This window comes from Hymenobacter sp. 5516J-16 (assembly GCF_022919335.1).
GTDB lineage: Bacteria > Bacteroidota > Bacteroidia > Cytophagales > Hymenobacteraceae > Hymenobacter > Hymenobacter sublimis.
On the sequence record NZ_CP095058.1, the window covers coordinates 3,922,980 to 3,948,068 of the forward strand.

The 25,089-nt window shown below is 58.0% G+C and carries 28 protein-coding genes and 2 pseudogenes; 12 read left to right on the forward strand and 18 right to left on the reverse strand.

Annotated features, from left to right (window positions below):
* Positions 1-243: 243 nt before the first annotated feature.
* The 7 genes from MUN84_RS19390 to MUN84_RS19420 all read right to left on the reverse strand — a co-directional run bounded on the left by MUN84_RS19390 (position 244) and on the right by MUN84_RS19420 (position 4,617).
* Positions 244-909, reverse strand: coding sequence for a hypothetical protein (locus tag MUN84_RS19390; RefSeq protein ID WP_244695600.1), 666 nt, complete (start codon positions 907-909; stop codon positions 244-246).
* Positions 906-1,382 carry a pseudouridine synthase gene (locus MUN84_RS19395; RefSeq protein ID WP_244695601.1) on the reverse strand — a complete coding sequence of 159 codons (477 nt, stop codon included), beginning with the start codon at positions 1,380-1,382 and terminating at the stop codon, positions 906-908. Before MUN84_RS19395 ends, MUN84_RS19390 begins: the two co-directional genes overlap by 4 nt.
* 134 nt (positions 1,383-1,516) lie before the next feature.
* The gene (locus tag MUN84_RS19400; protein WP_244695602.1) at positions 1,517-1,861 is read right to left on the reverse strand and encodes a hypothetical protein; all 345 of its coding nucleotides are present in this window, start codon (positions 1,859-1,861) and stop codon (positions 1,517-1,519) included.
* Between the two features lie 141 nt (positions 1,862-2,002).
* Entirely contained in the window at positions 2,003-3,067 is a 1,065-nt protein-coding gene (locus MUN84_RS19405; protein WP_244695603.1) for a serine hydrolase domain-containing protein, read from the reverse strand.
* Positions 3,068-3,224: 157 nt separating this feature from the next.
* Positions 3,225-3,959, reverse strand: a complete 735-nt coding sequence (locus MUN84_RS19410) for a YebC/PmpR family DNA-binding transcriptional regulator (protein ID WP_244695604.1) — start codon at positions 3,957-3,959, stop codon at positions 3,225-3,227.
* Between the two features lie 221 nt (positions 3,960-4,180).
* The gene (locus MUN84_RS19415; protein WP_244695605.1) at positions 4,181-4,366 is read right to left on the reverse strand and encodes a hypothetical protein; all 186 of its coding nucleotides are present in this window, start codon (positions 4,364-4,366) and stop codon (positions 4,181-4,183) included.
* 71 nt (positions 4,367-4,437) lie between these two features.
* Entirely contained in the window at positions 4,438-4,617 is a 180-nt protein-coding gene (locus MUN84_RS19420) for a hypothetical protein (RefSeq protein WP_244695606.1), read from the reverse strand.
* Between the two features lie 180 nt (positions 4,618-4,797).
* On the opposite strand from MUN84_RS19420, the gene MUN84_RS19425 reads away from it, so the two are divergent.
* From MUN84_RS19425 to MUN84_RS19435, 3 genes are all read left to right on the forward strand, one after another.
* Positions 4,798-5,646 carry an arginase family protein gene (locus MUN84_RS19425; protein ID WP_244695607.1) on the forward strand — a complete coding sequence of 283 codons (849 nt, stop codon included), beginning with the start codon at positions 4,798-4,800 and terminating at the stop codon, positions 5,644-5,646.
* A gap of 66 nt (positions 5,647-5,712) precedes the next feature.
* Positions 5,713-6,105 carry a hypothetical protein gene (locus tag MUN84_RS19430; RefSeq protein ID WP_244695608.1) on the forward strand — a complete coding sequence of 131 codons (393 nt, stop codon included), beginning with the start codon at positions 5,713-5,715 and terminating at the stop codon, positions 6,103-6,105.
* Between the two features lie 23 nt (positions 6,106-6,128).
* Positions 6,129-6,590: a DUF4097 family beta strand repeat-containing protein gene (locus tag MUN84_RS19435; protein WP_244695609.1), complete on the forward strand. Its 462-nt coding sequence runs from the start codon at positions 6,129-6,131 to the stop codon at positions 6,588-6,590.
* 333 nt (positions 6,591-6,923) lie between these two features.
* Here the strand turns inward: MUN84_RS19435 and MUN84_RS19440 are convergent, their stop codons facing one another.
* From MUN84_RS19440 to MUN84_RS19465, 7 genes and pseudogenes are all read right to left on the reverse strand, one after another.
* Positions 6,924-7,166: a hypothetical protein gene (locus MUN84_RS19440; protein ID WP_244695610.1), complete on the reverse strand. Its 243-nt coding sequence runs from the start codon at positions 7,164-7,166 to the stop codon at positions 6,924-6,926.
* 35 nt (positions 7,167-7,201) lie between these two features.
* Entirely contained in the window at positions 7,202-7,585 is a 384-nt protein-coding gene (locus MUN84_RS23240; RefSeq protein ID WP_262920578.1) for an MBL fold metallo-hydrolase, read from the reverse strand.
* 29 nt (positions 7,586-7,614) lie between these two features.
* Positions 7,615-7,932: pseudogene (locus tag MUN84_RS24745) on the reverse strand (MBL fold metallo-hydrolase); the annotation flags it as partial.
* A gap of 332 nt (positions 7,933-8,264) precedes the next feature.
* Positions 8,265-9,455, reverse strand: a complete 1,191-nt coding sequence (locus MUN84_RS19450) for a hypothetical protein (RefSeq protein WP_244695611.1) — start codon at positions 9,453-9,455, stop codon at positions 8,265-8,267.
* A gap of 5 nt (positions 9,456-9,460) precedes the next feature.
* Positions 9,461-10,048, reverse strand: a complete 588-nt coding sequence (locus MUN84_RS19455; protein WP_244695612.1) for a hypothetical protein — start codon at positions 10,046-10,048, stop codon at positions 9,461-9,463.
* A 523-nt stretch (positions 10,049-10,571) separates the two neighbouring features.
* The gene (locus MUN84_RS19460) at positions 10,572-10,826 is read right to left on the reverse strand and encodes a hypothetical protein (RefSeq protein ID WP_244695613.1); all 255 of its coding nucleotides are present in this window, start codon (positions 10,824-10,826) and stop codon (positions 10,572-10,574) included.
* Between the two features lie 250 nt (positions 10,827-11,076).
* Positions 11,077-11,547 (reverse strand): hypothetical protein, encoded by a 471-nt coding sequence (locus MUN84_RS19465; protein ID WP_244695614.1) that lies wholly within the window; start codon positions 11,545-11,547, stop codon positions 11,077-11,079.
* A gap of 583 nt (positions 11,548-12,130) precedes the next feature.
* Between MUN84_RS19465 and hutU the strand changes: the two genes are divergently transcribed.
* From hutU to MUN84_RS19480, 3 genes are all read left to right on the forward strand, one after another.
* Complete coding sequence (hutU, locus tag MUN84_RS19470) at positions 12,131-13,807, forward strand: urocanate hydratase (protein WP_244695615.1); 1,677 nt, start codon at positions 12,131-12,133, stop codon at positions 13,805-13,807.
* An 18-nt stretch (positions 13,808-13,825) separates the two neighbouring features.
* Complete coding sequence (locus MUN84_RS19475) at positions 13,826-15,145, forward strand: hypothetical protein (RefSeq protein WP_244695616.1); 1,320 nt, start codon at positions 13,826-13,828, stop codon at positions 15,143-15,145.
* Between the two features lie 216 nt (positions 15,146-15,361).
* The gene (locus MUN84_RS19480; protein WP_244695617.1) at positions 15,362-16,090 is read left to right on the forward strand and encodes an NADPH-dependent F420 reductase; all 729 of its coding nucleotides are present in this window, start codon (positions 15,362-15,364) and stop codon (positions 16,088-16,090) included.
* A 783-nt stretch (positions 16,091-16,873) separates the two neighbouring features.
* Here MUN84_RS19480 and MUN84_RS19485 read toward each other — a convergent pair.
* The 4 genes and pseudogenes from MUN84_RS19485 to MUN84_RS24185 all read right to left on the reverse strand — a co-directional run bounded on the left by MUN84_RS19485 (position 16,874) and on the right by MUN84_RS24185 (position 20,030).
* A complete protein-coding gene (locus tag MUN84_RS19485; RefSeq protein ID WP_244695618.1) occupies positions 16,874-17,617 on the reverse strand; it encodes a ThuA domain-containing protein in 744 nt (247 codons plus the stop codon).
* Positions 17,618-17,713: 96 nt separating this feature from the next.
* Positions 17,714-18,630 (reverse strand): annotated as a pseudogene (locus tag MUN84_RS19490) (glycoside hydrolase family 43 protein).
* A 369-nt stretch (positions 18,631-18,999) separates the two neighbouring features.
* Entirely contained in the window at positions 19,000-19,425 is a 426-nt protein-coding gene (locus MUN84_RS24180) for a hypothetical protein (protein WP_317239013.1), read from the reverse strand.
* Positions 19,422-20,030, reverse strand: coding sequence for an NmrA family NAD(P)-binding protein (locus tag MUN84_RS24185; RefSeq protein WP_317239014.1), 609 nt, complete (start codon positions 20,028-20,030; stop codon positions 19,422-19,424). The genes MUN84_RS24180 and MUN84_RS24185 overlap by 4 nt, the downstream gene beginning before the upstream one ends.
* Positions 20,031-20,144: 114 nt before the next feature.
* Here MUN84_RS24185 and MUN84_RS19500 point away from each other — a divergent pair, with 114 nt between their 5' ends.
* The 6 genes from MUN84_RS19500 (at position 20,145) to MUN84_RS19525 (ending at position 25,071) form a co-directional block, all read left to right on the forward strand.
* On the forward strand, positions 20,145-20,924 hold the full coding sequence (locus tag MUN84_RS19500) for a hypothetical protein (RefSeq protein WP_244695619.1): 780 nt from the start codon (positions 20,145-20,147) through the stop codon (positions 20,922-20,924).
* Positions 20,925-21,053: 129 nt separating this feature from the next.
* Entirely contained in the window at positions 21,054-22,067 is a 1,014-nt protein-coding gene (locus MUN84_RS19505; RefSeq protein ID WP_244695620.1) for a zinc-dependent alcohol dehydrogenase family protein, read from the forward strand.
* A gap of 267 nt (positions 22,068-22,334) precedes the next feature.
* Positions 22,335-22,763 (forward strand): BLUF domain-containing protein, encoded by a 429-nt coding sequence (locus MUN84_RS19510; RefSeq protein WP_244695621.1) that lies wholly within the window; start codon positions 22,335-22,337, stop codon positions 22,761-22,763.
* Positions 22,764-23,017: 254 nt separating this feature from the next.
* On the forward strand, positions 23,018-23,209 hold the full coding sequence (locus MUN84_RS19515; RefSeq protein ID WP_019949498.1) for a cold-shock protein: 192 nt from the start codon (positions 23,018-23,020) through the stop codon (positions 23,207-23,209).
* A 670-nt stretch (positions 23,210-23,879) separates the two neighbouring features.
* On the forward strand, positions 23,880-24,635 hold the full coding sequence (locus MUN84_RS19520; RefSeq protein WP_244695622.1) for a DUF1624 domain-containing protein: 756 nt from the start codon (positions 23,880-23,882) through the stop codon (positions 24,633-24,635).
* Complete coding sequence (locus MUN84_RS19525) at positions 24,595-25,071, forward strand: hypothetical protein (RefSeq protein WP_244695623.1); 477 nt, start codon at positions 24,595-24,597, stop codon at positions 25,069-25,071. The genes MUN84_RS19520 and MUN84_RS19525 overlap by 41 nt, the downstream gene beginning before the upstream one ends.
* Positions 25,072-25,089 lie beyond the last annotated feature (18 nt).

Consider the following 25,089-nt stretch of genomic DNA (forward strand, 5'->3'; position numbering starts at 1 on the left):
AACTATATTTTTCATGAAAAGCGCGAAATCTGACCCTAAAACAACCTAATGTGCAAGTGTAGCCCGTGTAATCTATAGCAGTTTTGCCATTAGCAAGTAGTAGCGCTTACGTGGTGAAAACTCAAAAATCAGACTTTTACAGAGACTCGCTAGGCCGCTTGGGCGCAGCAGTTTTGCTTACAAAGGCGAAGCCGTTTCCTGCAAGGAAACGGCTTCGCCTTTCTGGTAAGGTTGCGCTTTCAATTAAGAACGTTTACCGGGCCGGCTGGCGCCCCGAGTGCCGCGGCTGCTGGTTTTGCCTTTCGGAGGGCCATCCGTTCCTTTCGGCCCTTTGCCAGCGGCCAGACCGCGCGGGCGAGCTCCCGCACCGGTGCGGGCGCCGGCTGGGCGGCTGGCTTTGCCAAAACCGGGGCCATCAGGTCGTACGCCGGTGGCTGGTCCCGCCGGGCGACCCGGGCCAGTGGGCCATTCGGCCGGAGCTGCGGGAGCCGGCGCCGGCCGACCGGCCGCGCGTTTGCCGGTGGGTTTCTCAACCCAAGCACCGGCGGCTTTGGCGCGGCCCGGGGCATCCGTGGAACTCTTGGGAGCCGTGCCTTTGCGCGCCGGGCGGTCGGCCCAGAACTCGGCGGAGGAGGGGCGCTTGCGCCGCCGGGGCGTGGAGCCGTCATCGGTGCCGTCGGAGTCCTTAATCATCTCCATCAGCACTTTCAGCTCTTTTTCCTTTAGCTCGCGCCATTCGCCTACCCCCAAGCCTTTCACGTTAATGTTCATCACGCGAATGCGCTCCAGCTGTACTACCTCGTAGCCAAAGTATTCGCACATGCGCCGGATCTGGCGGTTGAGGCCCTGCACCAGCACAATGCGGAAGATGTAAGGCGTTTCCTTGGTTACTTTGCAGGGCTGGGTCATGGTGCCCCGATGGGGACGCCGTTGGCCATGCCCTCGATGAACAGGTCGTTGATGGGCTTGTCGACCATCACGATGTATTCTTTCTCGTGCTTGTTGCCGGCCCGCAGAATCTTATTGACAATGTCGCCGTTGCTGGTCAGCAGAATCAGGCCCTGGGAATCCCGGTCGAGGCGGCCGATGGGGAAGATGCGAACCGAGTGCTTAATGGCCCGGATGATGTTGTCCTTGATGCCGGTGTCAGTAGTCGAAATAATGCCCGGCGGCTTATTGTAGGCAATGTACACAGCATCTTCCTCGGCCCGCGGCTCAATGATGTTTCCATTCACCGACACCCGGTCTTTGCTGGTTACCTGGTCGCCGATGTTGGCCCGCTTGCCGTTGATCAACACGTTGCCCTGCTCGATAAAGCGGTCGGCCTCCCGGCGGGAGCAGACGCCGCTTTCGCTGATGTATTTGTTGAGACGAGTAGGCATGGGCAACGGGTGTTGAAGGCAAAAATAGAAATGGCCCGCCCCGGCAAAGCTGCCAGGCGGACCACAAAGATACGGCGGAAGTAAGTGAACCCCGGCTTCCTACCCCAAAGAACCGCCGGTAACTGCTCCGGCCATCATCCGGCCACGAAGTAGCGCTGAATGGCCTCGTCTAGCTCCACGGACGTAGAGTCGGTGGGTTGCACTTGCAGCTCCACGGGGGCGGTAGCATCGGCAGCGGTGTAAGTACCGCTGCTGCGGTTGAAAGCCAGCCGCCCCTGCCGGAACTCCCGCTGCTGCTCCGCCCCGTTCTCAATCATGGAAACAAACTCCAGTTTGTCGAGGTGGTGGCTGGCTTTGTCAAATCGAAACCAGAAATACAGCTGGGCCGGGTCGTCGCTCTGCACGTCCAGGGCTTTAATTTCTACCAGAGAAAAGTCCTCCGCTTCGAGCAGGAACAGGGTGTTGTAGGCAATGGGCATGGGGAGGTAGGATGAGAAGTGGAGTGGCCAGAATCTGTAGACAGAAACTGATCGGATAAGGTTACTTCGACCACTTACGGCACTAGTGTGGCAAGGGTGGGAATGTCCTGAAGTGGCCGAATGCGCAGGCCCCGTCAGCGGCTATTTTTCCTCACTCAGCCACTGCATGGCCTGGTACTGGCCGGGGCCTACGAACAAGCGCAGCACATCGTCGGTGAGGCGCAGACCGTTGGCGCTGTTGGTCAGGAAAAGCAGGGTTTCCTTGGTGTCGGGAAAGGTCATGAAGAAGCCGCGAAAATCGCCATTGTCGCCCCAGTGCCACTGGGCGGGGCCGTGGCTGGTAGCGGCTAAGCCCACGCCGCAGGCCCAGGCAATGTGGGCGTCGGTGGGGGTAAGGGGGGTAGTGCAGCGGTTAGCGTCGTTGGCCGGGGTGGTAAGCAGCTTGGCCGTGGCTGGCCGCAAGCCCTTTCCCCGCGCAACAGCCTGCAGAAACCGGTGGTAGTCGGGGGCCGTGGTAAGCAGACTAAAACCACCGTTGGGCTCCGCAAACCGCTTGACGTCAGTAGGCTGCCCGGCCTTGTCGTGCCCGAAGGCGGCGTTTTGGTCAAAGCGTGATTGCCAGATAAAGCTGCTGTTCTGCATCTTCAACAGACCAAAAACTTCTTGTTGAGCCAACTGCTCCAGCGATTTTCCGGTCAGGTGCTCCAGGGTTTTCTGCAAGAATACGTAGCCCTCCCCGGAGTAGCTCCAGCAGCTGTCGGGCGCAAACTGCAGGTGAAGCGCCGAGGTTTTCCAGCTCTCGGCCAGTGGGTAGCCCGCCCAGTTAGGCAAGCCCGTGGTATGCCCTAGCACCATCCGCGCCGTGATTTTTTGGGCGCGGGGCTCGTTTTGCAGGCGTGGGTAGGGGTAGTAGCTGAGCAGGGACTTGTCCAGGTCGAGGCGGCCCTGGTCGTGCAGGCGCAGGGCCGTGTAGGCTAGCACCACTTTGCCCAGCGAAGCCGCCTGAAAGATAGTGTTGGCATCAATGGCCTGCGTAGTGCCGGCCTGGCGCAGCCCCAAGCTGTACTGCGTGGTCTCGCCCTTTTTGGAGTAAATCAGCTGGATGCCAGTTACGTTTTCTTTTTTGAGTAAGGCAGTGAGTTCGGCTTGTTGGGCTGTTGTGACAAAAGAATAAAGTAGTAGGGCCAGGGTAAGGATATTCTTCATAAGCAGCCGGAAGGCATCAGGTAGAAACAGGGTAAGTCGAACAATATTAGCGGAAGCTATGCTACAGCATACAGCAGCACGATAATTAACTACAAAAAACAGGGGCCGCCCCTACGGAGCGGCCCCTATTTAGGGCGTAAGCGGCACCTAAAACTGCCTACCCCAGCGTGTGGTATACAGCCTGCACGTCGTCGTCCTCTTCGAACTTCTCGATGAGGTTCATTACTTCATCGAGCTGTTCGCCTTCGAGGTGAACGGTGGTGTTGGGCACGCGCTGCAGCTGGGCTGACACCACGTTCAAGGCCTTTTCTTCCAGGGCCTTCTGCATCTGCCCGAAGTCGGTAAAGGCAGTTTCTACCACGATGTAGTCTTTCACGTTGCCGTGCTCGTCCTCCTCCTGGTCGGCGTACACGTCTTCGGCGCCGGCGTCAATCAGCTCTAGTTCCAGCTCGTCGAGGTCGAGGCCTTCGGCGGCCAGCTTGAACACGCCCTTGCGGGTGAAGGTGTAGTCAGAGGAGCCCGCCGTGCCCAGAGCGCCGTTGCCGCGGTTGAAGTACATGCGCACGTTGGCCACGGTGCGGGTCGGGTTGTCGGTGGCGGTTTCGATGACGACGGCCACACCGTGGGGCGCGTAGCCTTCATATACCACTTCCTGGTAGTCTTTTTCCTCCTTGCTGGAGGCCCGTTTGATGGCCGCTTCCACCCGGTCTTTGGGCATGTTCACGCCCTTGGCGTTCTGCATGGCCGTGCGCAGGCGGGAGTTGGTATCGGGGTTAGGGCCGGATTCTTTCACGGCCATCACGATTTCCCGGCCGATGCGGGTAAAGTCTTTGGACATCCGGTCCCAGCGCTTCATTTTGCGGCCTTTGCGGAATTCAAACGCGCGTCCCATCTATGGTGAATTTATGAAATGGTGAATTTGTGAGTGGTGGTTTCGGCGCGGGTGGGGCCGAAGGGGCCGCAAGTTAGCAGAAAGCCCGGCGGGGCGCAACGCAGCTTCCTAGCAAGGACTCTGTCCTCGAGTTGATCTGTGAAAGCCCCCCCGTTGCACGTGAGCGTGGCTCGACAGCCTTTGGCCGTGCTCGAAACTTATATGTCCCCGCCGTGCGGCCTCTATTGCTGCCGGAGTGTGTAGGTGCTCTGGTTACCCTCAGGGTAGCCCGCCATAACGAGCGTGAGCAGGCCGTTGCGCAGCTGAAACCGACCCTGATCGGTGCGGGGTTGGCCTTTTTTGTCGGTGTAGGAAAAGCTGATGCGGTCGGCGGCAAAGGTGAAGCGGCCATCCTGGTCGAAGCGCATGGTGCCGCCGTTGGCCGCCAGAGTCAGCCGCTTCTGGAAGGTCCCATCGGGGCGGAGCGTGAGCGTGCCGCCTACCCTTTGGCCGGCATGGGCACGGGGCTGGTTCCCCGGTCGAGAATGGTGTAGGAGAGGTAGGAGTAGGTAGTAAAAAACGAAGGCGCGAGGCGCGGAACCGAGGAGGCGGTGCGCTGGGCCATACCAGTGGCTGCGGTCAGCAACAGGCACCCTAGCAAAAGCAAACGATAGAGCATAACGCAAGGTAGCGCGTCCCGGCCAGAACCTGCCCCGGCGGCACTGCCACAGGCCCGCAAGAATTCTGGGGCGGCCCGGGCAAGAAGCTCCGGTTTGGTTCTACATTTGGCCCATGCCCACCTTTCTCCGCGACTTAATTCGGCCTGCTGCCGCCCTGCCTCAGGCCGACGTATGCCTGGTTGGAATTCCCCTCGACTTCGGGACGGTGCTGGAAGGGGCCGGGCCGGGGCAGCTCAGGCCCCGAGGCCATCCGGCGGGAGCTGCGCCGCTACCACAAAACCTACAACCTGGAGCACAACGTGAGTCTGGAAGCCCTGCGCATCGCCGATGCCGGCAACCTAGATTTGCGCGCTACCCCCGACCACGAAGCCAACCACCAGACCATCCGGGCCGAGCTGGCGCGCCTGCTTCACCAGTACCCGCGGGTAGTGGTGCTGGGCGGCTCCCACGACGGCTCCTACAGCACGGTGCGAGGCCTGCGCGACGCCACCGCCGGCGCTTCAGTGGGCGGCATCAACCTAGATGCCCACGCCGACGTGAAGGACCGCCCCGGCGTGCTGAGCAGCGGCACGCCCTTCGGCAAGCTCTTGCGCGAGGAAGTGCTGGCCGGGGAACGGTTCACCGAAATCGGGCTGCACTCCAACCTAAACACCCGGGAAGACATTGACTTTCTGCACCAGCAACAGGCCACCATTGTGCCCCTGGCCCACGTGCAGCACGACGGCATGGCTACCTACATGCAGCGGGCGCTCCGCCGCGCTACAGCGCTGGGTCCGGCCTTTGTGAGCGTTGATATGGACGGCTGCGCTGAGGCGTACGCGCCCGGCGTTTCGGCGCCCAGTGCCGATGGCTTCACGCCCCGCCAGGCCGCGGAAGCTGCTTTTCTGGCCGGCAAGGAGCCTGAAGTATTGCTGTTCGAACTGGTAGAGCTAAACCCCATCTTCGACCGGGACAACCAAACGGCCCGCCTAGCCGCCACCATCCTCACGGCCTACCTGACGGGGGTAGCCGCCAGTTTGGGCGCCTAGCCCGCAGTCGTTTTTCTGGCATGCTTACCTGTCTGATGGCGGGTAGCTGCCTGCTTTAATTCTGTCATGAACTACTTGTTTGCCTGCATATTAGCCAGTGCGGTTGCCCTGCCCGCGGCCGCCCAGAAAGCTCCCGCAAAACCCCGAGCGAAAACGGAGCCGGGTCCGGCTTTTACCCTAACGTGCACCGGCCGCACGTCGGGTAGTGCCCTGCAAAAGCTGTACTGTGAAACCCGGGACTTAACGCTGCCTGCTCCTCCGACCGGCACTCCGCTGGTGGTAGATGCCCGCCTGAATGGGACTGTTACGGTGCGCAGCTGGGCCGGGCCCACGGTGCGGGTGCGGGCCCGGGTGGAAGGACGCGCCGCCAGCGAGGCCACGGCCAAGGCTCTGGCTGCCAGTGTCCGCATCAGCACCCAGAACAATACGCTGCGTGCGGCCCGCCCCACGAGGCCCTAGATGGCTGGGAGGTAAGCTACGAGGTGTTGGTACCCAACCAGACTGATCTTACCCTGCGCTCCATAAACGGCCACCTTGCGGTGGAGAACGTGCGCGGTACCCTGCGCTGCGAAAGTACCGCTGGCAACCTCAGCTTCAGCGGGGTAGGGGGCGACGTACGCGGCAAAACCACGGCAGGCAGCCTGAGCCTAACCCTAACCGGAGCGGCCTGGGAGGGTCCGGGTCTTGATGTAAGCACAGCAAACGGCAGTATTTCCTGGCAGCTGCCCGCCGTGTACGCGGCTACCATCATGGCCCGCACGGTACAGGGGCGGGTGCAGGCCGAACTCAACACCAAGCGCAAAAGTGTGCTTCCCCACAACCTGGTAGCGACGCTGGGCAAGGGCGGGGCCCAATTGCGGGCCGCTACCGTTACGGGCAACGTAACCGTCAGACAGGCTCCTGGCACCACGGAAACCCTACCCGCAACTGAGCCCGGTAAGTAATGTAGCAGAGCGGCCTACAAGTAGTAGGCGGCGTAATAAGCATCCGAAGAATGCCGTGCGAAGCTTAACGTTCTGCAAGATGTCTGTAGACCCTGATTGTTAACACTGCCTAGTTAGAAAGAACGTCATGCAGAGCCTAAGGCGAAGCATCTCGCTCGAATTATTGGGTAGTAACATACAACGTCAGCACGCGAGATGCTTCGCCTTCGGCCCTGCATAACGTTCTTATATTGCTCAAGAACCTCTACTATTCAAAAGTCTAAAAGTGCACACCCCTACAGCAAATCGGCCTCTCACATGCTACTGTGAGAGGCCGATTTGCAGTGCTTGAACTTATGAATTAGTAGCGCTCCGGGTACCGCACCACTTCATCGGTGCGGGGCGCTTGGGCAGCGGCGACTCCTTCTGGGGGTAGTCGTTTTGCTTGTGCTTCTGGTAGCGCTTAATTAGGAGGGCCGCGCCGGCCAGAGCACCCAGGCCCGCGGCGGCAATGGCAAACTTCGTGCGAATGGGGTCGTGGGGAGCCGGGGGCAGGTAGGCCACCCCGTTTTCGTCGAGGCGGGCGGGGTCCTGCACGTAGCGGCCCTTAGCCGGTACCTTGAACTCATCAGCTAGTTTTTGCAGGCCGGCCGCGGCCGCGGGCCTTTCACCACGGGGCCGTGCCCGCAGCCGATGGCTTCGGGGCGCAAGGCCGCCAGCGTGCGGATGGATTCTCCTACCTGCTGCCAGTTATAGTTGAACGGAGCCCCCGCCACGCTGATTTTAGGCAACTGTAGCAATAGCTCCGGCACCGACTCGTGGTTGGCCGTGGCAAAGGCATCGGCCCCCAGCAAGGTCCGGTCCTTTTCGCGGAACAGGGCAATCTGGCCCGGGGCGTGGCCCGGTACGTGCAGAATTTGCCAGTCGGGCAGGAAAGGCGGGTCGAGGTCGTTTTCGGGCAGGTGCTGCACGTAGTCGCTGAGCTGGAAGGACTGGGGCGGGAAAAACCGGGCCACGAAAGCCAGGGAGCCCCGCCGGCCACGGTAGGGTCGGCGGGTGGGTACACGGCGCGGGCCGTCAGGAAGGGCATTTCCAGGGAGTGCGCCAGCACCGGCACCTTCCAGTGCTCGGCCAGGGCCTGCGCGGAGCCCGAGTGGTCCATGTGGCCGTGGGTAAGAATAATGGCCTCCGGATGCGTACCGGGGTAGAAAATCTTATCGGCGGCCTCAATAATGGCCTTCTCTGAGCCCGGTAGGCCGGTATCAACTAGGATCCAGGCACCCGCGTGGCCAGTTTCTATAAAGTATACATTAACAAAGCGCTGAATAGAAAGCTGGTGAACCCCAGCGGCGACCTTTTCCATGAGTTCAATAGTAGGTGAAACGATAGATACAGTACGAACCTCATCTGAATTAGGTATGGTAGGCAGAACATTTGCCCTGCCTCACCCCGACGAGGCAGCGCACGGAGCCTAATGCCCAGGCCAGTAACGCACAGCGTTTTTCCTTGTCATTCCGAGCGGGAGGAATCTGAGTCAGCCAGGTAGAAGGTAACTCCAGATTCCTCGCCCCGCTTGGAATGACAGCCGGCTTTTTCTGAATAAACCCATAAGAAAGCCCCGCCTGGTTTACCAGGCGGGGCTTTTTCAAGAAGCAGAAAGCACCACGGCTTACGCCAGTGCCTCGCGCAGAGCTTTCAATAAGCTAGCCACGCCCTGCTCCTCCCGGCGGAACCCAGGTGCACGCGCAGGGTCCGGCGGTTGTAATCTTGCAGGGCGCGCAGGTCGCCGGCGGCCTGGGCATTCTGGAAGGTGCCGAAGGTATAGGGCCGGCCGGGTAGGGGTAGGTCCTGGGCGTGGTCGGTGGTCAGCTGCAGGAACAGACCGGTATCGGGGCCGCCTTTGTGGTACTGGCCCGTGGAGTGCAGAAAGCGGGGGCCGTATCCCGAGGCCGTAGCAATGTGCAAACGCTCCTGCACCACGCGGCGCAGCTCCTGCAGCTCCTGGTTCAGAGCCGGCGTCTCCTGTAGGTAAGCCTGAATGCAGAGGAAGTTACCGGGCTGACTCTGGCCGAAGAAGTTGCGCAGTACCTCTACGGCACTACCCCCCGACACGCTGGCGTAGTAGTCGAGGCCGCCTTCTTGGAGTACTGGGGCCGTTTCCTGGGGTAGGGCGCCCTGCTCCACTACCACCTTCATCAGCTGGTCGGTAGCGGTTTTGGCGGCCTGCACGTTGGGCTGGTCGAAGGGGTTGATTTCGAGCACTGCGCTGGCCACGGCCGTGGCAACTTCCCAGCGGAAGAACTCTTGGCCCAAATCTAGCGCGTCCTGCATGAGGATGGTAATAACCGGGTGGCCTGCCGCCGCCAGCGCGGCCACTTTGCGGCGGTTTTCCTCGTCGGGCTGGTTTTCGTAGCCCACGTACACGAATACCCGGTCCTGGCCGTACACTTCAGGGCCATTGAGCGGGTCGCCGGCTAGGGGCAGAATGCCTTTGCCTTCCTTGCCCGTGCTTTCGGCAATGAGCTGCTCCAGCCACAGGCCCAGGTCGGTGAGGTTGTCGGGCACTACCAGCGTGAGCTTGTCGCGGCCCTGCTGGGCCAGCACACCCAGGGCTACCCCCAGTTCCAGGCCAGGGTTTTGCGCTACGTCGCCCTCGGCGCCGGTAGCTCGCATCATGCCAATGGCGCGCTCTAGCAGGGTTTTGATGTCGATGCCGTACAGCGCAGCCGGCACCAGCCCGAAGTAGGAGAGGGCCGAAAAGCGGCCGCCCACCTCGGCAAAATTCAGGAAGATGCGACGGTAGCCTTCCTCGGTGGCCTGGGTCACAAACTTGGAGCCGGGGTCAGTAATAGCCACGAAGTTTTCGCCGGCCTTCTCGCCCTTCAACTCCTTCAGACGGGCATAGAAATAGTCGCCGAAAGCCAGGGCTCGGCCGTGGTGCCCGACTTGCTGGCTACCACGAACAGCGTCTGGGCCAGGGGTACCGACTCCTCAATCTGGCGCACGGTGGCGGGGTTAGTGGTGTCGAGCACCGAAAGAGGCAAAGCCTCGGGGCCCTGCTGGAAGGCCTGCTTGAACACGATGGGCGTCATGGTGCTACCGCCCATGCCCATTACTACTACATGCTGGAAGCCAGCGTCCTTTATCTCGCGGGCAAACTCCTCGATTTCGCCTACGCGGGGCAGCATGGTTTCGGCCACGCGCAGCCAGCCCATAAAGCTGCGCAAGCTCTGCTGGGCCTCGGCATCTTGCACCCACAGGTCGGCCTGTTTCTGCCAGAAGCCAGCCGTGAAGTTGCGGGCGTTAAAATCCTGAAGTTTAGCGTCGACGGCCGCCTGGAAAGAACCCAGCTGCAGGGTCATGGCGGGGATGTTGGAGGTAGGGTTTTCCATTCGATTCGGGTTCACGGAGTGTCGATGAAGGTACCAGCCGCCACCTAGGGCCGGGGGCAGGGTAGCGGGCAAAGGTAGAGAAGTCACTACACAAGATGGGTAGCCACCGCGTAATTACCCATCGTAAGCCTAAATTATGAGGAATCTGTTTGCCTGTCAGCTGACCGTCTTACGCAGCCAAACGCCCTTCCGGCCGCGTGCGTGAGGCGGCCGGAAGGGCGTTTGGCAATACCTTGAGGTGATACGCGCGGGCCTTAGCTATTGGAAGAGGCTACGCTGCGGAAGAAAGCCGAAACTTCCTCCGAAAGGGAAAGATTAACCAGTGGGTGCTGGCGGTTAGCGGCTCCAAGCACGAGTAGCAAGAAGAGCGCAAAAAAGCGAAAAAGAGTAGAAAAACGCTGCATAATACAAAAACGTAAGCGGTGGAAGCCAGCCTGGGTGAGCCAGCGCGGGTACATACGGAGAATCCTGCGGTAGGTATACGAATGCGGACTATTTATTTGGTGAATCTCCCTTTGCGCCCGTCCAACTGGGTAATTTTCTGCGAATAGCGCAAGAAAAAGCCCTTCAACTAGTGAGGGGCTTCTTCTTGCGCTACCGCAGAAAATTACTACTGGGCCGTGGTTGCACCAGTGGTGGTACCCGTGCTACCAGCCGTGGTAGCGCCGCCTTCGGTTGTGGCGCCAGCGCCCATGTCCGTGGTGGAGTCAGCGGGGGCAGTAGTGGCAGCCTCCGTTGCGGGCGACTCCGTGGCCGAAGCGTCATCGGCGCCGGTGCCGCCTTCGTTGGCCGTCGTGGCATCGCCACCGCAGGAAGCAAACGTGAAGGAAGCAGCAGCCAAGGCAAGGAACAATACTTTTTTCATGAGATTGGTAGGTTGAGCAGCAGGTAGGTTGCCGGAATGACGCCGAGCCCGCTACAGGTGAAGGTGGCCCTTGATACCAACAGCCAGCCCAGGTAACCCACCAGAAGTATAAAGAATCTTGATTTTTTAGTAGTGTCGAGCTTGCCTAAACTACTATAACCCAAACCGGCCCCGCAGGAAGCTCGTTAGCAGGCACAAAAAAAGCCCTTCAGCTAGCTGAAGGGCCTTCTTGAAATGGGGTTACGCAAGCTTAGCGACCCGTAGTGGTGCCACCAGCCGTGCTGCCACCCGTGGTGGAGCCAGTACCACCAGCGGTGCTACCACCAGCCGTTGAACCGCCCGTCGTAGTGCCACCTGCGGTGCTGCCACCGGCAGTAGTGCCCATGCCACCGGACGTGCTGCCACCTGCGGTAGAGCCGCCGGCCGTGCTACCACCCGTAGTGGAGCCGCTAGCACCGGTAGTGCCACCTGCGCTCTGGTCACCGTTGCTGGTAGTGCCGCCGCCGCCGGAGCCCGTGCCCATGGAGCTAGTGTCGCTGCTCATGCCAGCCTCGCCGGAAGCATCCATAGAGCCCGAACCGCTGCCGGTAGCTTCGGTACCAGTGCCGCTGCCGCTACCACCCTCGGAGCCGCTAGCGCCGCTCTCAGAGCCGCTGCCACCGCCGCACGAAGCAAAAGAGAAAGAGGCCGCAGCCAGGGCTAAAAACAGTACTTTTTTCATGGTGTTGGTAGATAAAGTGTGGAATGTCAGAGCTGATTCCGCGTGCTTAGCAAGGAATCAGGGCTTTATACTCCAAACAGGATGCAGGTAACCTTTTATTGATTAAAAAAATCTTGTTTATTTTATATTGTTCAGCTTGCAGGCTCTACCGTGTGCTGAAAAATAGTTCTAGCTAAGGTGTTCATGTTCAGTGCCCAACCTGAAAATGAGGGTAAGGCAATACTGAACACTAGCAGCCACTCAATGCTCCGTAAAAATTTTTGCTAGTTCTGGTTAGGAGCAGCACGGCTACTCTTATTGTAAAACAGTAGGTAGTTACGGCCGCCGTAGGATGAAGCCAACTGCGGCTCGTTCTGGCTCAACCGTGCCTGTTGGCGCGGGCTCAGGCAGCGACTGGCAGTAGGAGGGAAGCTGCTGTTGCGGGAGTGGCAACCGGAACACCTGGGAAAACTTTATCTTCCCAGCCCAACCCCTACCATCCCAACTCGCCGCCCGCCATGTCACGCTCCGCCCTTCCTACCCCGAACTCCACCTCGAAGCCACCAGCAAATCGGACGAGGTAGGTACGCCCGTTACCCGGCCAATGCACTACGAGTACAAGCCCACGGAAACCGTGCGCGCCCAGCATGGCTCCACGTTGCGCTGCAAAACCTGGGAAGCCGAAGCGGCCCTGCGCATGCTCGAAAACAACCTCGACCCAGCCGTGAGCTTGGTCTACGACGAGCTGATTGTATACGGGGGCGCTGGCCGCGCGGCCCGTAACTGGAAGGAGTACCAAACCATCGTCAGCACGCTCAAGAACTTGGAGGCCGACGAAACCATGCTGGTGCAGTCGGGCAAGGCCGTGGGCGTGATTCGCACCTGGGCCCACGCCCCACGGGTGCTCATTGCCAATAGCAACATTGTGCCCGCCTGGAGCACCCAGGAGTACTTCGACGAGCTAGACAAGCTGGGGTTGATGATGTACGGGCAGATGACGGCCGGCTCCTGGATTTATATTGCTACCCAGGGCATCCTGCAGGGCACCTACGAAACCTTCGCCGCCGTAGCCGACAGGCATTTTGGTGGTACGCTGGCCGGCACGGTTACCGTCACGGCTGGTTTGGGCGGTATGTCGGGTGCCCAGCCACTGGCCGTGACCATGAACGACGGCGTGTGTCTGGTCATCGAGCCCATCGACGCCCGCGTAAAGCAGAAGGTACAAGAGGGCTACCTCGACGAGCAAGCCCGCAACCTGGACCACGCCCTGGAGCTGTGCCAGCAGTATAAGCAGGCGCGCCGAGGTTGGAGCATCGGCCTGACGGGCAATGCCGCCACGGTGCTACCCGAGCTGCTGGCGCGCGGCTACCGGGCCGACATCGTCACGGACCAGACCTCAGCCCACGACCTAATGGACTACATTCCTGAGGGCAACATTGAGGCCGTATTGCAACTGCGCCAGAGCAACCCCGAGGAATTCAAGCGCCAAGCCCTACAGTCCATCGTGAAGCATTGCCAGGCCATTATTGACCTGCAGGCCGGCGGAGCGGTGGCCCTTGACTATGGCAACAACCTGCGCGGGCAAGCCGAAAAAGGCGGCCTGCAGGTGCGCGACGAGAACGGCCAATTTCTCTACCCCGGCTTCGTGCCGGCATATATCCGGCCTTTGTTCTGCGAAGGGAAAGGGCCGTTCCGCTGGGTAGCGCTTTCCGGCGACCCAGCCGATATTGCGCGCCTCGACCGCGCCCTGCTCGAAACATTTCCTGACAATAAAATGCTAGCCCGCTGGATTGAGAAGGCCCAGGCGAAGGTCCCGTGTATCGGCCTGCCCGCCCGCGTGTGCTGGCTGGGCTACGGCGAGCGGGCCCAGTTCGGTCTGGTCATCAACGACTTGGTAGCCCGCGGCGAAGTTTCGGCTCCCATCGTTATTGGCCGCGACCACCTCGACTGCGGCTCCGTGGCCTCGCCCAACCGCGAAACCGAAGGCATGCAGGACGGCTCCGACGCCGTAGCCGACTGGCCCCTGCTCAATGCTCTGGCCAACACTGCCTCCGGTGCCGACTGGGTGAGCCTGCACAACGGCGGCGGCGTGGGCATCGGCAACAGCACCCACGCCGGCATGGTGATAGTAGCCACCGGCACTCCCGAAAAAGCCGAAAGGTTAAAACGGGTTTTGACCACCGACCCCGGCATGGGTATCTTTCGCCATGCCGACGCGGGCTACGGGCTGGCCCAGCAGGTAGCCGAGGAGCGTGGGGTGAAGATTCCTAAGAGTAAATAATCACTTACAAATAAAAAGATGTTTGACAAGTATATTTCAGAATTTCACGAGAGTATAGAAGGTTTAAAAGAGTTTGTTGAATTAATAAACCCTTTTCTTTCGGAGTACGAAGAGAAAGTATTTGACGAAAATGCTGACTCGCTGAGGCCAATAGTATTGGCTATGCTAAAGAACAGAGCTAACAACGAAGCCGAGGCTATAAAGTATGGGGAAGAGCTGAAATCTATATTTGATGGCGAGATAGAAGTAGTTGAGAAGCGAAGTGATAAAGGCGATGTTTTAGGTACATCATTCAAATTTATTAGCGGTGATTCTTCGAATATTACATCTGCGCTTGATAATATTGCTAAAACAACTAAGCAGAAGGAGCAGCTCTACAAGAGTTCTTTGATTAGTTTGCTTAGTTCAGTTGAGTGGTTTTTTTCACAAATATTGCATTTTTACTATGACAAGTTCCCGGAATCAGCTGGTATAAAAAACAAGACACTCAAGCTGGAAGATATCAAATCTTTTGGTAGTATTGAGGATGCAGAAAATTATCTTATTGATAGTAAGATAGAAGAGATATTAAGAAGTAGTTTCAAAGATTGGATTGGAACACTGAAGAGTGAATTAAGCTTAGGCGTTGGATACGTTAAAGACTTTGAGAACGAATTAATTGAAATATATCAAAGGCGGAATTTGATAATTCATAATGGCGGTAAAGTTAATTCAATATATTTGTCGAAAGTTTCAATTGATAATCAAGAAAAAAGAGAAATAGGAGATGTATTAAACATTACGAAAGAATATTTAGAATCTGCAATTGATAAACTTCATTTAGTTTTCACCTTAATAGCTTGTGAACTATGGAAAAAATTAGAGCCAGAAAATGAAGAACGCGGAAATATATTAATGTCCTTAGGTTATGATTATTTAGTTGCGGAAAAATGGTCAATTGCTGAAATAGCAAATGTGTTTTTGATAGGTGATAAAAAAGCGCCTATTGTATGTAGAACGTCGGCTCAACTAAATTACTGGCTATGTAAGAAAAGGCAGGGTAGATGGAAAGACATTGAAAAAGAAGTAAAGGAGGCTGATTATTCAGATAAGTCATTAATATTTCAGATAGGATTTTATGGATTAACTGAGGATTCCGATAAATTCTTTAGGTTAGTTCATCATGCTGTTAATAATGATGAGATAAGCGTCTTTCATTTGTTTGAGTTTCCGATTTTAAAGGAGGTAAGAGAACATCCTGATTTTGAAAAATTTAAATCTGAAAATGTGAAGGTTTCAGAATACGTATCTGTTCAAAAGGACTGTGGCAATACTAGTGCTACTCTAGTTAAGGATTAAAGAAAAGAATTGTGGCTGAAGATTAAACTAAAGGGACAGGCAGAAACAATAGTTTTATTGCCATGTTACCACCAACCAGCTACAACGCCGCCTGAGCCCCGCTCCGGCGGCGTTGTTCGTTCTAAAGACGTAAGCCCAAAAAAGCAAACCACCCGCTTCCGTTGTTTACCTTCCTGCGCCGGCACATCACCGGCGCACGAACCAAACAACCCTACCATGAAAATCGGAATCATTGGGGCCGGCCACATTGGCAGCGCCCTGGCCGTGCGGCTCACCAGCCTCGGCCATACGGTTTACATTGCCAACTCCCGCGGCCCCGAGACGCTGCAAGAGGTGGCCCAAAAAACCGGCGCTACGCCCGTCACGGCTCAGGAAGCGGCCCAGCGCGGCAGCGACTTACTCGTGGTGACCATTCCGCTCAAGAACATTCCCGACCTGCCCAAGGACTTATTCGCGGGCGTGCCGGCTGAGGTACCCGTTATCGACACGAGCAACTACTATCCTCTGCTGCGCGACGGTAAAATACCGGAGCTGGAAACGGGTAGCCTGACCGAGAGCGAGTGGGTGCAGCAGCACCTGGGTCGTCCCGTGGTGAAGGTGTTCAATAACATCTACGCCCACCACCTTGAAGGTAAGGGCCAGCCCGCCGGTACGCCCGGCCGCATTGCCCTGCCCGTGGCCTCCGACGGTGCCGCAGCCAAGCAGAAAGTAATGGCCCTGGTGGAGGAACTGGGCTTCGACGCCGTGGACGACGGGACCCTACACCAGTCGTGGCGGCAGCAGCCCGGTACTCCGTCCTACGGCGCCGACATGCCGGCCGACAAGCTGCGTGAGCACCTGGCTAGCCTCGGCACCGAGCGCACGGAGGCCCAACACGCCGAGTTTCTGGCCAACCACGCCCAGCAGGAGCGGGCAATGGAAGCGCAAGGTATCAAGCTAAAATAATCTTCGGGTAGCCGGCTACCAGCTGCCCCGGCTACAAGTGCATTGGCATTGGGTTCTGATCAACCCCTAGACTGGCGTCTACGGACTCGAAATTTCTCTCTGGCTACCCCTTAATGAAAGGGCGAACCAATAGAGTGGTTTCGAGTCCGCAGACGTCAGACTTAGTAGAACATACTTTTCGCTCTGGATTCCACCCAATTTTTGGTCAGGACATTGGGCGTTGAGCGGAAGTATTCCTTCCATTACCACATAAGCAGCACAATACTGCGCCGCCCGAGGAAACTCAGGCGGCGTTGTTCATTTGTGGGAGGAGGGAGTACATACTTCAGCTACAAGCGTGTTATCCGCTACCAAGCCACCGAGGAAAGCAGTGCGCGGCCGTGGCTAGTTGGCCTCCTACTGCGGTGCAGGAATGGTGCGTAACCCGTGCAATCTTGCCCAAAGTTGTGCAGCCACTACCGGACTTCTTGTAACTGTAGCAGCAAGCAGCTGTACGTGGCGCTGGTGAAGGCTAGCCCCGTGTGATGAAGCTAGACTAAGTTGCTGAGGCAGGGCGGACCACAGGCTGCATTATATACTTGTGGCTGGATTTGCTAACGGATGATTCCAAGGACATCAGCTTCCGGTGGGTGCTCCGAAAGCCGTAGGCGCTAGTGGAACTTGGCCAAAGCCTGTTGCCCCGGCTACGCCCACGGACGGCATTATTGTACTTTCTCTTCGGGGTAAAAGCTGCGCTGGGGTTGCTGTTTAGCCGCGTTCAGAGTCAGGGGTATGCCCACGCTTCTATTCCTTGCCAATGGCATATTGAATGCCACCCAACAGGTGTTGGCGGAATAAGGGCTCACTGAAACTCTCGGAAGTATGCCCGCCAGCCGTATAAAATGCCCGGCCGCCATCTACCTCGTGGCACCAGGCAATGGGGTGGTTCGCACCGTTGGTGCCTCCAGAGTACGTGCTTTCATCCAGCGTTGCTAGAATGGTAAGATCAGGGCTGATAGTGCGGAAGTTGTACCACTCGTCCGTGCGTGACCAGCGGGCCGGCAAGCCTGCAGTGGCCGGATGGGCGCTGTTTACCACGTTAATAATGGCCGGCTGAATAGCTGGATGCCCATTGAAGTAAGCACCTACTAGCTGCCCATACCAGGGCCAATTGTATTCCGTATCGGTAGCGGCGTGTACGCCCACAAACCCACGCCCGCTTCGGATATACTGCTCAAACGCCGTTTGCTGATCTTCAGTCAGTACATCTTGGGTAGTACTCAAAAACACTACCGCGCGGTAAGAACTTAACCTGGCTGCGGTAAACAGGTTGGCATTCGTGGTAGTGTCCACTTGAAAGTTGTGCTCCTGTCCCAAGGCCTGAATTGCTCGGATGCCAGCCGGGATGGACTCATGGTAAAAACCACTGGTTTTGGAAAATACCAGCACCGCAGTAGCCGGCTTGGGCCGGCGCTTATCAGCCTCCCGTGAGGAGCACGCCCACAGAGTAGGGGCCGCAAAAAAGCAAGCCAGGGCAAGCAGGCGCATACGGGCTGTGTTGAAGTGTGGGCTATGGTTTACGAGTTGGGGATGAAGAAGGCAATGCCTGGCGGACAGGTAAGCACCAACTACAGCACCATCAATCTACAGCTTGCGTTTCGCTACGCCCTCCTGAGTGATTTTTACTGGCTGAATACGGCCTTGGGCATCAAAATACATCCGGTCGATGCAAGTGACGCGGTGGTTCATGTCGGTTTCACCCAAAGGGCGGCGGTGATAGACAATGTACCATTCATCCTTACCCGGCACCTGAATAACGGAGTGGTGGCCGGCGCCGGTGGCCACGGCCGCATCCTGCTGCAGAATTTTGCCTACCCGCTGGAAAGGGCCCAGCGGCGAATCGGCTACGGCGTAGGCTACGGAATAATCGGGGCCGGCCCACCCACCTTCCGACCACATGAAGTAGTACTTGCCGCCGCGCCGAAACATAATTGGGCCTTCTACATAATTCTGAGGCGTGATTTCCTTGAAAGTGGTACCATCGGGGTAGGGGAGAAAGCCGGTGAAATCGGGCTTGAGGCGCGCGATGTTGCAGTGCGACCAGCCCCCATAGAGCAGGTAGTACTGCCCGTCCGTATCCTGGAAAACGAATTGGTCAATGGGCTGGGCGCCGTTATGAATGTTGCCAACCAAGGGCTTGCCGAGGTAGTCCTGGAACGGGCCCTCCGGCCGGTCGGCCACTGCCACTCCAATGCCGCCTACCTCGCCCTCGTGCACATCGTTGGCCCCGAAAAATAGAAAATACTTACCGCCTTTCCGCACCACGGCGGGCGCCCACATGGCCCGGCGGGCCCACCTGATGCTGGTTGTATCTACAATGCGCGGGTGCTTGGTCCAGCGCACCAGATCGGGCGAGGAAAACGCATCTAGGTACACCTGCTGATCAAAGGGGCGGAGTAGGTGGGGTAAATCCAGTAGGTCTTGCCAAAAATGACGGCCTCCGGATCGGCGTACCAGCCCGGAAATACCGGGTTGCCCGCCCGCAGTTCGGTTCCCACCAATTTTGAGGTGTTCTTAGCGGTTTTGCCGACCGAGCCCGAAGGTTGAGTGTGCCCGTTCCGGCCAAAAAACAGGCTGAGTACGGCGCCTAGCAATACTAATTTCTTCATACGGCAGAGAGAAAGGAGGAGTACAAGGTAGGACAGCCGGGGCCGTCTGGTGCAGCAATTAGGTGCTTGGTTCCGGAGGCAAAGTAGCGTAAGTACACATAAAATTGCTGCTAGCTGAATCAAGCCCTACCCCGCGCCACCGGCGGCTTCTTGCTCTGGCCTGCCCACCCAAAAAATCAGCCCGACGCAGAGGCTGCGTCGGGCTGAAGGAAAACAAAGCGTATGTGGAGCTTAAAAAGCCTACCCTGCCTAGGTGGCCGGCTATTTGCTGGCCGCCAGCACTGCCCGCACCGGCGTCCAGCGAATGCCGGGGTAGCGGGCGTTGTCCAGGGGCTCAGCCAGCTTGGCTTGGCCGCTGAGCATGTTGTGCAGGTACTGCATGCCTTGCCAAGGAGGAAACACTTCGTTGCGGGCCGGTACCAGCGTTTGCGTAATCTTAATCATGGTGGCAAGCACGCCCAGTCCGCCTACCCGCAGCAGCTTAAAGCGGTGGCCTGAGGCTTGCTCAGCGGCCGTTTGCAGGCCGCGGATGGTGGCTACTTCGCCGGCTACGCGCAGGTAGCGGGGCGTGGCATCGTCAAGCGCGGCGGCGGCCGTAAACTCGGCCGTGTTCATCATGGTTGTGAAGTCCAGGGGCTGGTCGGCGTCGCCCCAGTACACCACCCGGCGCGGACCCGACAGGATCAAGGGGCCTGCCCGGTCAGCAAATCCGTGAACATGCCGTTCAGGATGGAGGTAGCCCGAATGGGAGCCTGATCGAGCCGCCGCTGAAACTCCCGGCGCAAATCGAAGTTGCGGTTAGCGCCTTCTGGTAGCCGGCTGAAGTCGGCGGAAAAGTCGGAGGGAATAAAGCGCGGCACGCCGGCGGCCACGGCCGCATCCAGCAGCTGGGTCTGGGCGTCCACAATCACTTCGCGCAAGCCTGATAAGGCCGATACCACGCAGGAAGCTCCGGTGCAAGCGGCCGTTAGCGCGGCGGCATCGGCGTAGTCTACGGCCACTATTTCCGCGCCCTGGAGCCGCAACGACGCCGCTTCGGCTTTGCTGGCGGCGCCGGGCCGCACCAGGGCCCGCACGGTAGCGCCGCGTTGCCGAAGGTGGTGGGCAATCAGTAAGCCCAGGGCCCCGGTGGCGCCGGCTAGCACAATAGGAGCCGGGAGCGAAGTAGTTGGCTGGTTAGCGGGGTAGAGGAGGGGTGTTCTGGCACGATAGAAGTCGTAAGAGGTCGTAAACCGTCGGGCGTGAATGGGTTGCCTACGTAGCCGCGCCGGAGCAACTTCCAGCAGCGACACACAAGCCCGGCAGTTACCGGGAAATAGTACTACCACTTCCTCGACCGGAAGGTTTGAAACTGCGTAGGCATATCGGTCAGCACCGGCAGAAAATTCGCCCTGACCACTACGCTTATGAGCCAGCTACAGCAAGAAGAAAGGTCTGCATTCCGGCCCGCGGCGGCCGAGGCCCGGAGTCGCCGGCAAGCCCAGCCGCTCATGCGCCGGGCCGCCTGCGGGCTGGTTATGCTACTGGGGGTAGGGGCGGCAACCTGGTTAAGTTCCTGCTCCGAAGAGAAGGCGCGCCGTTCGGACTCGGAGCTGCAAACCAGCCGCCCAGCCGTCGTGCATGCCGAAAAAACTGGTCTGGATGAGGCCCCAGAGGCCGGAGGGCAGGCTTTTCGGGCCAGCGGCCAATACCTGGTAATTGCCGAAACCGCTTACTTTTTCACCTCTCCTGAGCACACTACATCCACTGGCCGCTACCTGCTGCGCGGCGACGTAGTGCACGGGGAAGAGGAAAGCGAAGGCTTCGTTAAAACCCGTTTTAAAACCCCGAACGGCGCTATTGTGGCGGGCTGGCTGAAGGCCACCGAACTAAGCCGCCTGAGCAGCCGCCCGGCCGCTGCCCCAGCACGGATAACGCAGCCCGTTCGTTCAACTCCGCCACCTGAAAACGCAAATCCGGAGGGTACTTACAGCTACGAAATAGACCCGGAACCTGCAGCTTCCCCCGCACCAGACCGCGCCGTAGGAGCTCAGACGGCCGTGGTGCAGGTAGCCCGCTCGTATTTTTATAACTCCCCCGATCTGACGCAGCCCCGCAAAGCCCACTGCGTGCAGGGCGACAAAGTACGCCTCGGCGAGGAGCGGGGGAGGCCGTGTACGTGCGTTTCACCAACTGGGAAAAGGTAACGACCACCGGCTGGATGCGCAAAGATGCCCTGCGTTACCGTTAGCAGGCCACGTGGCGGGTAGGCGGAGGCCGAACAATTGGCAGGTTGAGCGGGTTGTTCGGGCCTTACTCAACTGCGCCTCTACCTTATGAAAGCATACAAGCTGCACGAACCCAAAAGCCTGGAAAACTTCACGCTCAACAACTACGACGAGCCCGCGGTCCGCGACCACGAAGTTAAGATTCAGGTAAAAGCTGTGTCCCTGAATTTCCGCGACTGGGCCCTGGCCAACGGCTGGTTTGGCTACCCCGGCGAGAAGCTACCCTTTATTCCGTTCAGCGACGCGGCGGGGGTAGTAACCGAAGTTGGCCAAAGCGTAACAACCATTCAGGTGGGCGACCGAGTAGCCGTAAACTTCTTTCCTGACTGGCACGACGGACCGTTTTCGGCTGCCAAAACTGCTCGCTCCTTGGGTGGCAGCACCGACGGCGTGCTGGCCGAGTACGTGACTTTCCCGGAAAACTCGGTAGCCAAAGTACCCGACTCATTTTCCTTTGAGGAAGCTGCCGCTTTTCCCTGCGCCGGCGTAACGGCTTGGCATTCCCTGGTAATGCAGGCGCAGCTCAAGCCCACCGATACGGTGCTGCTGCAGGGCACGGGTGGGGTTTCCATCTTTGGTTTGCAGATAGCCAAGCTAATGGGTGCCCAGGTTATTATCACCTCCAGCTCCGACGAGAAGCTCGCGCAAGCCCGCGAAATGGGAGCCGACTACGTTATTAATTACAAAGCAACCCCTGACTGGGACGAGCAAGTCCGGGCGTTAACCCAGGGCCAAGGCGCTGACTATGTGCTGGAAGTAGCCGGTCAAATGGCCCGCTCCGTGAAGGCCCTCAAGGCCGGGGGTAGCATCTTCCAGATTGGGGCCGTGGGAGGCCCTGCCAACGAGGCGCCTAACCTGGGCATGGTGCCCATCAATACCCAGCGCATTCAGGGCATTTACGTAGGCAGCACCCACATGCTCACTGACCTGCTTCAGGCCTTCGACCGGAACCAGCTGAAGCCAATCATCAGCCAAACATTTGGTTTTGAACAAGCTAAAGAAGCGTTGGCGTACATGGGTAGTGGCTCCCACTTCGGCAAAATTGTCGTGCAGGTAGGCTAGCAACTACTCTGCTTTAAGGAATCTGCGTGCACCAAGGCCGGCTGCTGATAGTGTATTCAGCAGCCGGCCTTGGTGCGTGGTAGCGGCTGGCGGTATGAGGTGTTCAGCCTGTAGCAGCGGGCAGCTGGCCCGTGGGTAGCAGGCCGGCTGCGTTTGGGAATAGCCCTTGTTTAGCTTGTTTATCAAGAGGGAACTGCGTAAGTTATTCCTCCTGCTCCTTGGTGGAGCACGCACCTCGCCCGGCACCGGCGCCCCCTTTCTCCGGCCATGCATCACATCGTCTATCAGAGTTCCGCGGTTGGGCTACCCACTACGGCGGAGCTGAAGTTTCTGCTGCGACAGTCGCGGGCCAATAATCAGCGGCTCCATATTACCGGGCTACTGCTTTACAACAATGGCAGCTTTCTGCAAGTGCTGGAAGGGGAGGCGCCCGCCGTGCGGCAAATCTACGCCACTATTCAGGCCGACTACTGGCATACGCGCGTGCACACGCTGGCCGATGGGCCCATTACAGCCCGGGTGTTTGCCGATTGGTCAATGGGGTTTCAAACCTTGTCCAGTGAAGATTACCTCCGCCTCACTGGCTACATCAATCCGTTCCGGTCTACCTTCCTGGATGCCCATCTGCCCGATATTGACGAAGGCATGCTCATTTTGCTTAAAACGTTCGTGGTAAACGAAGGCTACCAACTGTAAGTCTGACTGGTGGTTAGGCAAACCAACCGGAACGTAGCCACCTAGGGCTTCGGGTTCGGCGTAGTCGTCCATCGTGCTCCGGCAGGCCGCTGGGCGAAGCTCTTCCGCGCTGGTGCAGGCAGAATCTAAAAATAATGCGTATGTTTACATCGTTAAAGGCAAATCGCCTCGTGTCACTATCGTTAATTCGCGTGCTGAATTAATATATAGGGTTTCGCTGCTGGTTGCTTCATCATCATTCACCTCCTAGCATCATGCAGACAGGAACCGTAAAATTCTTTAATGAAACCAAAGGCTTTGGTTTCATCAACAACGCTGAAACCGGCGAAGACATTTTTGTACACGTAACCGGCCTCATTGACGAAATCCGCGACAATGATAAGGTAGAGTTCGAAGTAGAGCAGGGCCGCAAAGGGCTGAACGCCGTTAAGGTGCGTCGCGCTTAATCTCCTCTCTTCTTTCAGAAGCTAAGAAGCATGCCCTTGGGCATGCTTCTTTTGTTTGGTACCTACTCCAACGGCAGAGCATTGCGGCCCCGCGACCTGCATGACAGCCGCTATGCAATTCACCTTGTGTGGGCATATAGTGCTTTGGATAGCGAGGTACAAAAGCACAAATAATAAAAGTCAGGTAAGCACCTACGCAGTTTGTTTTTGCTCCCTTCCAACCTATATCTTGCCGTCAACGCTCAGCTGCTAATATTACAGCACTTCAACAGCGGATGCTTGAAAATAAAACAACGCACCTTTCTGCTCCGCTTGCTGGGCACTACACAAGAGCCGAATTAAGCGCAGCATTATTGGAAGAGTCGATTGTGTGTCATGTCATTATATGCTGTTATAAGTTGACACAGCCTTGTGTCAACTTATGTACTTAGGTGTAAATAGACACAAGCAGCATTTGTGGTAACAGGAAGCCATAAATCGAAAGGCTGTTTTCGTGCTTATTGCCGCACTAGCAGGGGATTCAGCGTAGCCGGATGAATAGGCACTAAGTTCAGTGGCGCCGGAAACTGTTGGTTTTTCTGTGTTCTCAAGCCAAGTTAGCGTAGCTGTCATCTCCAGCTTGCTTCTGGTGCTTGGGTGCGGCTTTTCGTTATTCAACCTGTGCTAGTATATGCAGCATGCTACTCACTCTGCTTCCCTGCCTACCTTTCGCCGTGTTACTAGTCCGCGCATACAGGCCATTGACGCGGTACGGGGGCTGGTGATGGTGGTAATGGCCCTAGACCACGTGCGCGAATTCTGGAGTCCTACCCCCGTGCGGCCCGAAGACGTCAGCCAGGCCTCGGTTGTGCTGTTCTTCACGCGCTGGATCACGCATTTCTGTGCTCCAACCTTCGTGTTGCTGGCGGGCGTTAGCATTTTTTTATACCAACAAAAGCACACCGACCGCCGCCACGTAAGCAAGTTTCTCCTTACGCGGGGCCTGTGGCTGATCGGGCTGGAGCTGGTGGTCGTTAACCTGCTGTTACAGTGGAGCTATCAGTTGCTGCTACTGCAAGTCATATGGGTAATCGGCTGGGGTATGGTGTTGCTGGCGGGCCTGTTGTGGTTGCCCCGGTGGCTGCTGGGCCTGTTGGCCCTCATCCTAATGGTGGGGCACAACGCCCTACCACCTGTGCAGCTCGCTACCGTTTCTGATGCGCTGTTGGCGCTGCTGCACAACAGCCCCACAGTTATTCCGCTGCCGGGACTGCCGCCCTTGCTGGCCGCTTACACGCTGGTACCCTGGGTAGCCGTGCTGGCGGCGGGCTACTGGCTCGGACCCTGGTTCTTAGCCAGTGATGGAGCGGCAACAACGGCTCCGACTGGCGGGAGCTACCCTGCTGGTGCTATTTGGGGCCCTGCGTGCAACCAACTGGTACGGTGACCCCGCTCCCTGGAGTACGCAGGCCCGCGGGCTGAGCTACAGCGTGCTTTCGTTTCTGAACGTGACGAAGTACCCACCGTCCCTGCTTTTTTTGTGCCTGACGCTGGGGGTAGCCTTGCTGCTGCTCAGCACTGCGGAGCGTTTCACTGGTCGGCTCAGCCAGGTTCTACGCATCTTCGGGCAGGTACCATTTTTTTACTACCTGCTGCATCTGGCCCTGATTAGCCTTAGCGCCTGGGTCTGGACGCAGCTACGCTTTGGCGCGCCCGTTAACTTTGGGTTTATAACTGCCAAGGAGTGGCCCGCCACGTATCAGCCTAGCTTGCTGCGCGCCTACGTGGTATGGCTGCTGGTAGTGTGCGCCTTGTATTGGCCGTGCCGCTGGTACCGCAATTATAAGGCTCAGCATGGGCATTGGTGGCTTTCCTACCTATAAATAAATACTTGGCGGCTC

Coding starts and splice junctions, on each gene's coding strand:
- MUN84_RS19475 (WP_244695616.1), top strand. CDS start 13,826: ATGTTTGACAAGTATATTTCAGAATTTCACGAGAGTATAGAAGGTTTA.
- MUN84_RS19415 (WP_244695605.1), bottom strand. CDS start 4,366: ATGCGCTTCGACCAGGATGGCCGCTTCACCTTTGCCGCCGACCGCATC.
- MUN84_RS19390 (WP_244695600.1), bottom strand. CDS start 909: ATGACCCAGCCCTGCAAAGTAACCAAGGAAACGCCTTACATCTTCCGC.
- MUN84_RS19395 (WP_244695601.1), bottom strand. CDS start 1,382: ATGCCTACTCGTCTCAACAAATACATCAGCGAAAGCGGCGTCTGCTCC.
- MUN84_RS19430 (WP_244695608.1), top strand. CDS start 5,713: ATGAACTACTTGTTTGCCTGCATATTAGCCAGTGCGGTTGCCCTGCCC.
- MUN84_RS19485 (WP_244695618.1), bottom strand. CDS start 17,617: ATGCGCCTGCTTGCCCTGGCTTGCTTTTTTGCGGCCCCTACTCTGTGG.
- MUN84_RS19515 (WP_019949498.1), top strand. CDS start 23,018: ATGCAGACAGGAACCGTAAAATTCTTTAATGAAACCAAAGGCTTTGGT.
- MUN84_RS19405 (WP_244695603.1), bottom strand. CDS start 3,067: ATGAAGAATATCCTTACCCTGGCCCTACTACTTTATTCTTTTGTCACA.
- MUN84_RS19420 (WP_244695606.1), bottom strand. CDS start 4,617: ATGCTCTATCGTTTGCTTTTGCTAGGGTGCCTGTTGCTGACCGCAGCC.
- MUN84_RS19460 (WP_244695613.1), bottom strand. CDS start 10,826: ATGAAAAAAGTATTGTTCCTTGCCTTGGCTGCTGCTTCCTTCACGTTT.
- MUN84_RS19520 (WP_244695622.1), top strand. CDS start 23,880: ATGCAGCATGCTACTCACTCTGCTTCCCTGCCTACCTTTCGCCGTGTT.
- MUN84_RS19510 (WP_244695621.1), top strand. CDS start 22,335: ATGCATCACATCGTCTATCAGAGTTCCGCGGTTGGGCTACCCACTACG.
- MUN84_RS19500 (WP_244695619.1), top strand. CDS start 20,145: ATGAGCCAGCTACAGCAAGAAGAAAGGTCTGCATTCCGGCCCGCGGCG.
- MUN84_RS19480 (WP_244695617.1), top strand. CDS start 15,362: ATGAAAATCGGAATCATTGGGGCCGGCCACATTGGCAGCGCCCTGGCC.
- MUN84_RS19400 (WP_244695602.1), bottom strand. CDS start 1,861: ATGCCCATTGCCTACAACACCCTGTTCCTGCTCGAAGCGGAGGACTTT.
- hutU (WP_244695615.1), top strand. CDS start 12,131: ATGCACTACGAGTACAAGCCCACGGAAACCGTGCGCGCCCAGCATGGC.
- MUN84_RS19505 (WP_244695620.1), top strand. CDS start 21,054: ATGAAAGCATACAAGCTGCACGAACCCAAAAGCCTGGAAAACTTCACG.
- MUN84_RS19465 (WP_244695614.1), bottom strand. CDS start 11,547: ATGAAAAAAGTACTGTTTTTAGCCCTGGCTGCGGCCTCTTTCTCTTTT.
- MUN84_RS19410 (WP_244695604.1), bottom strand. CDS start 3,959: ATGGGACGCGCGTTTGAATTCCGCAAAGGCCGCAAAATGAAGCGCTGG.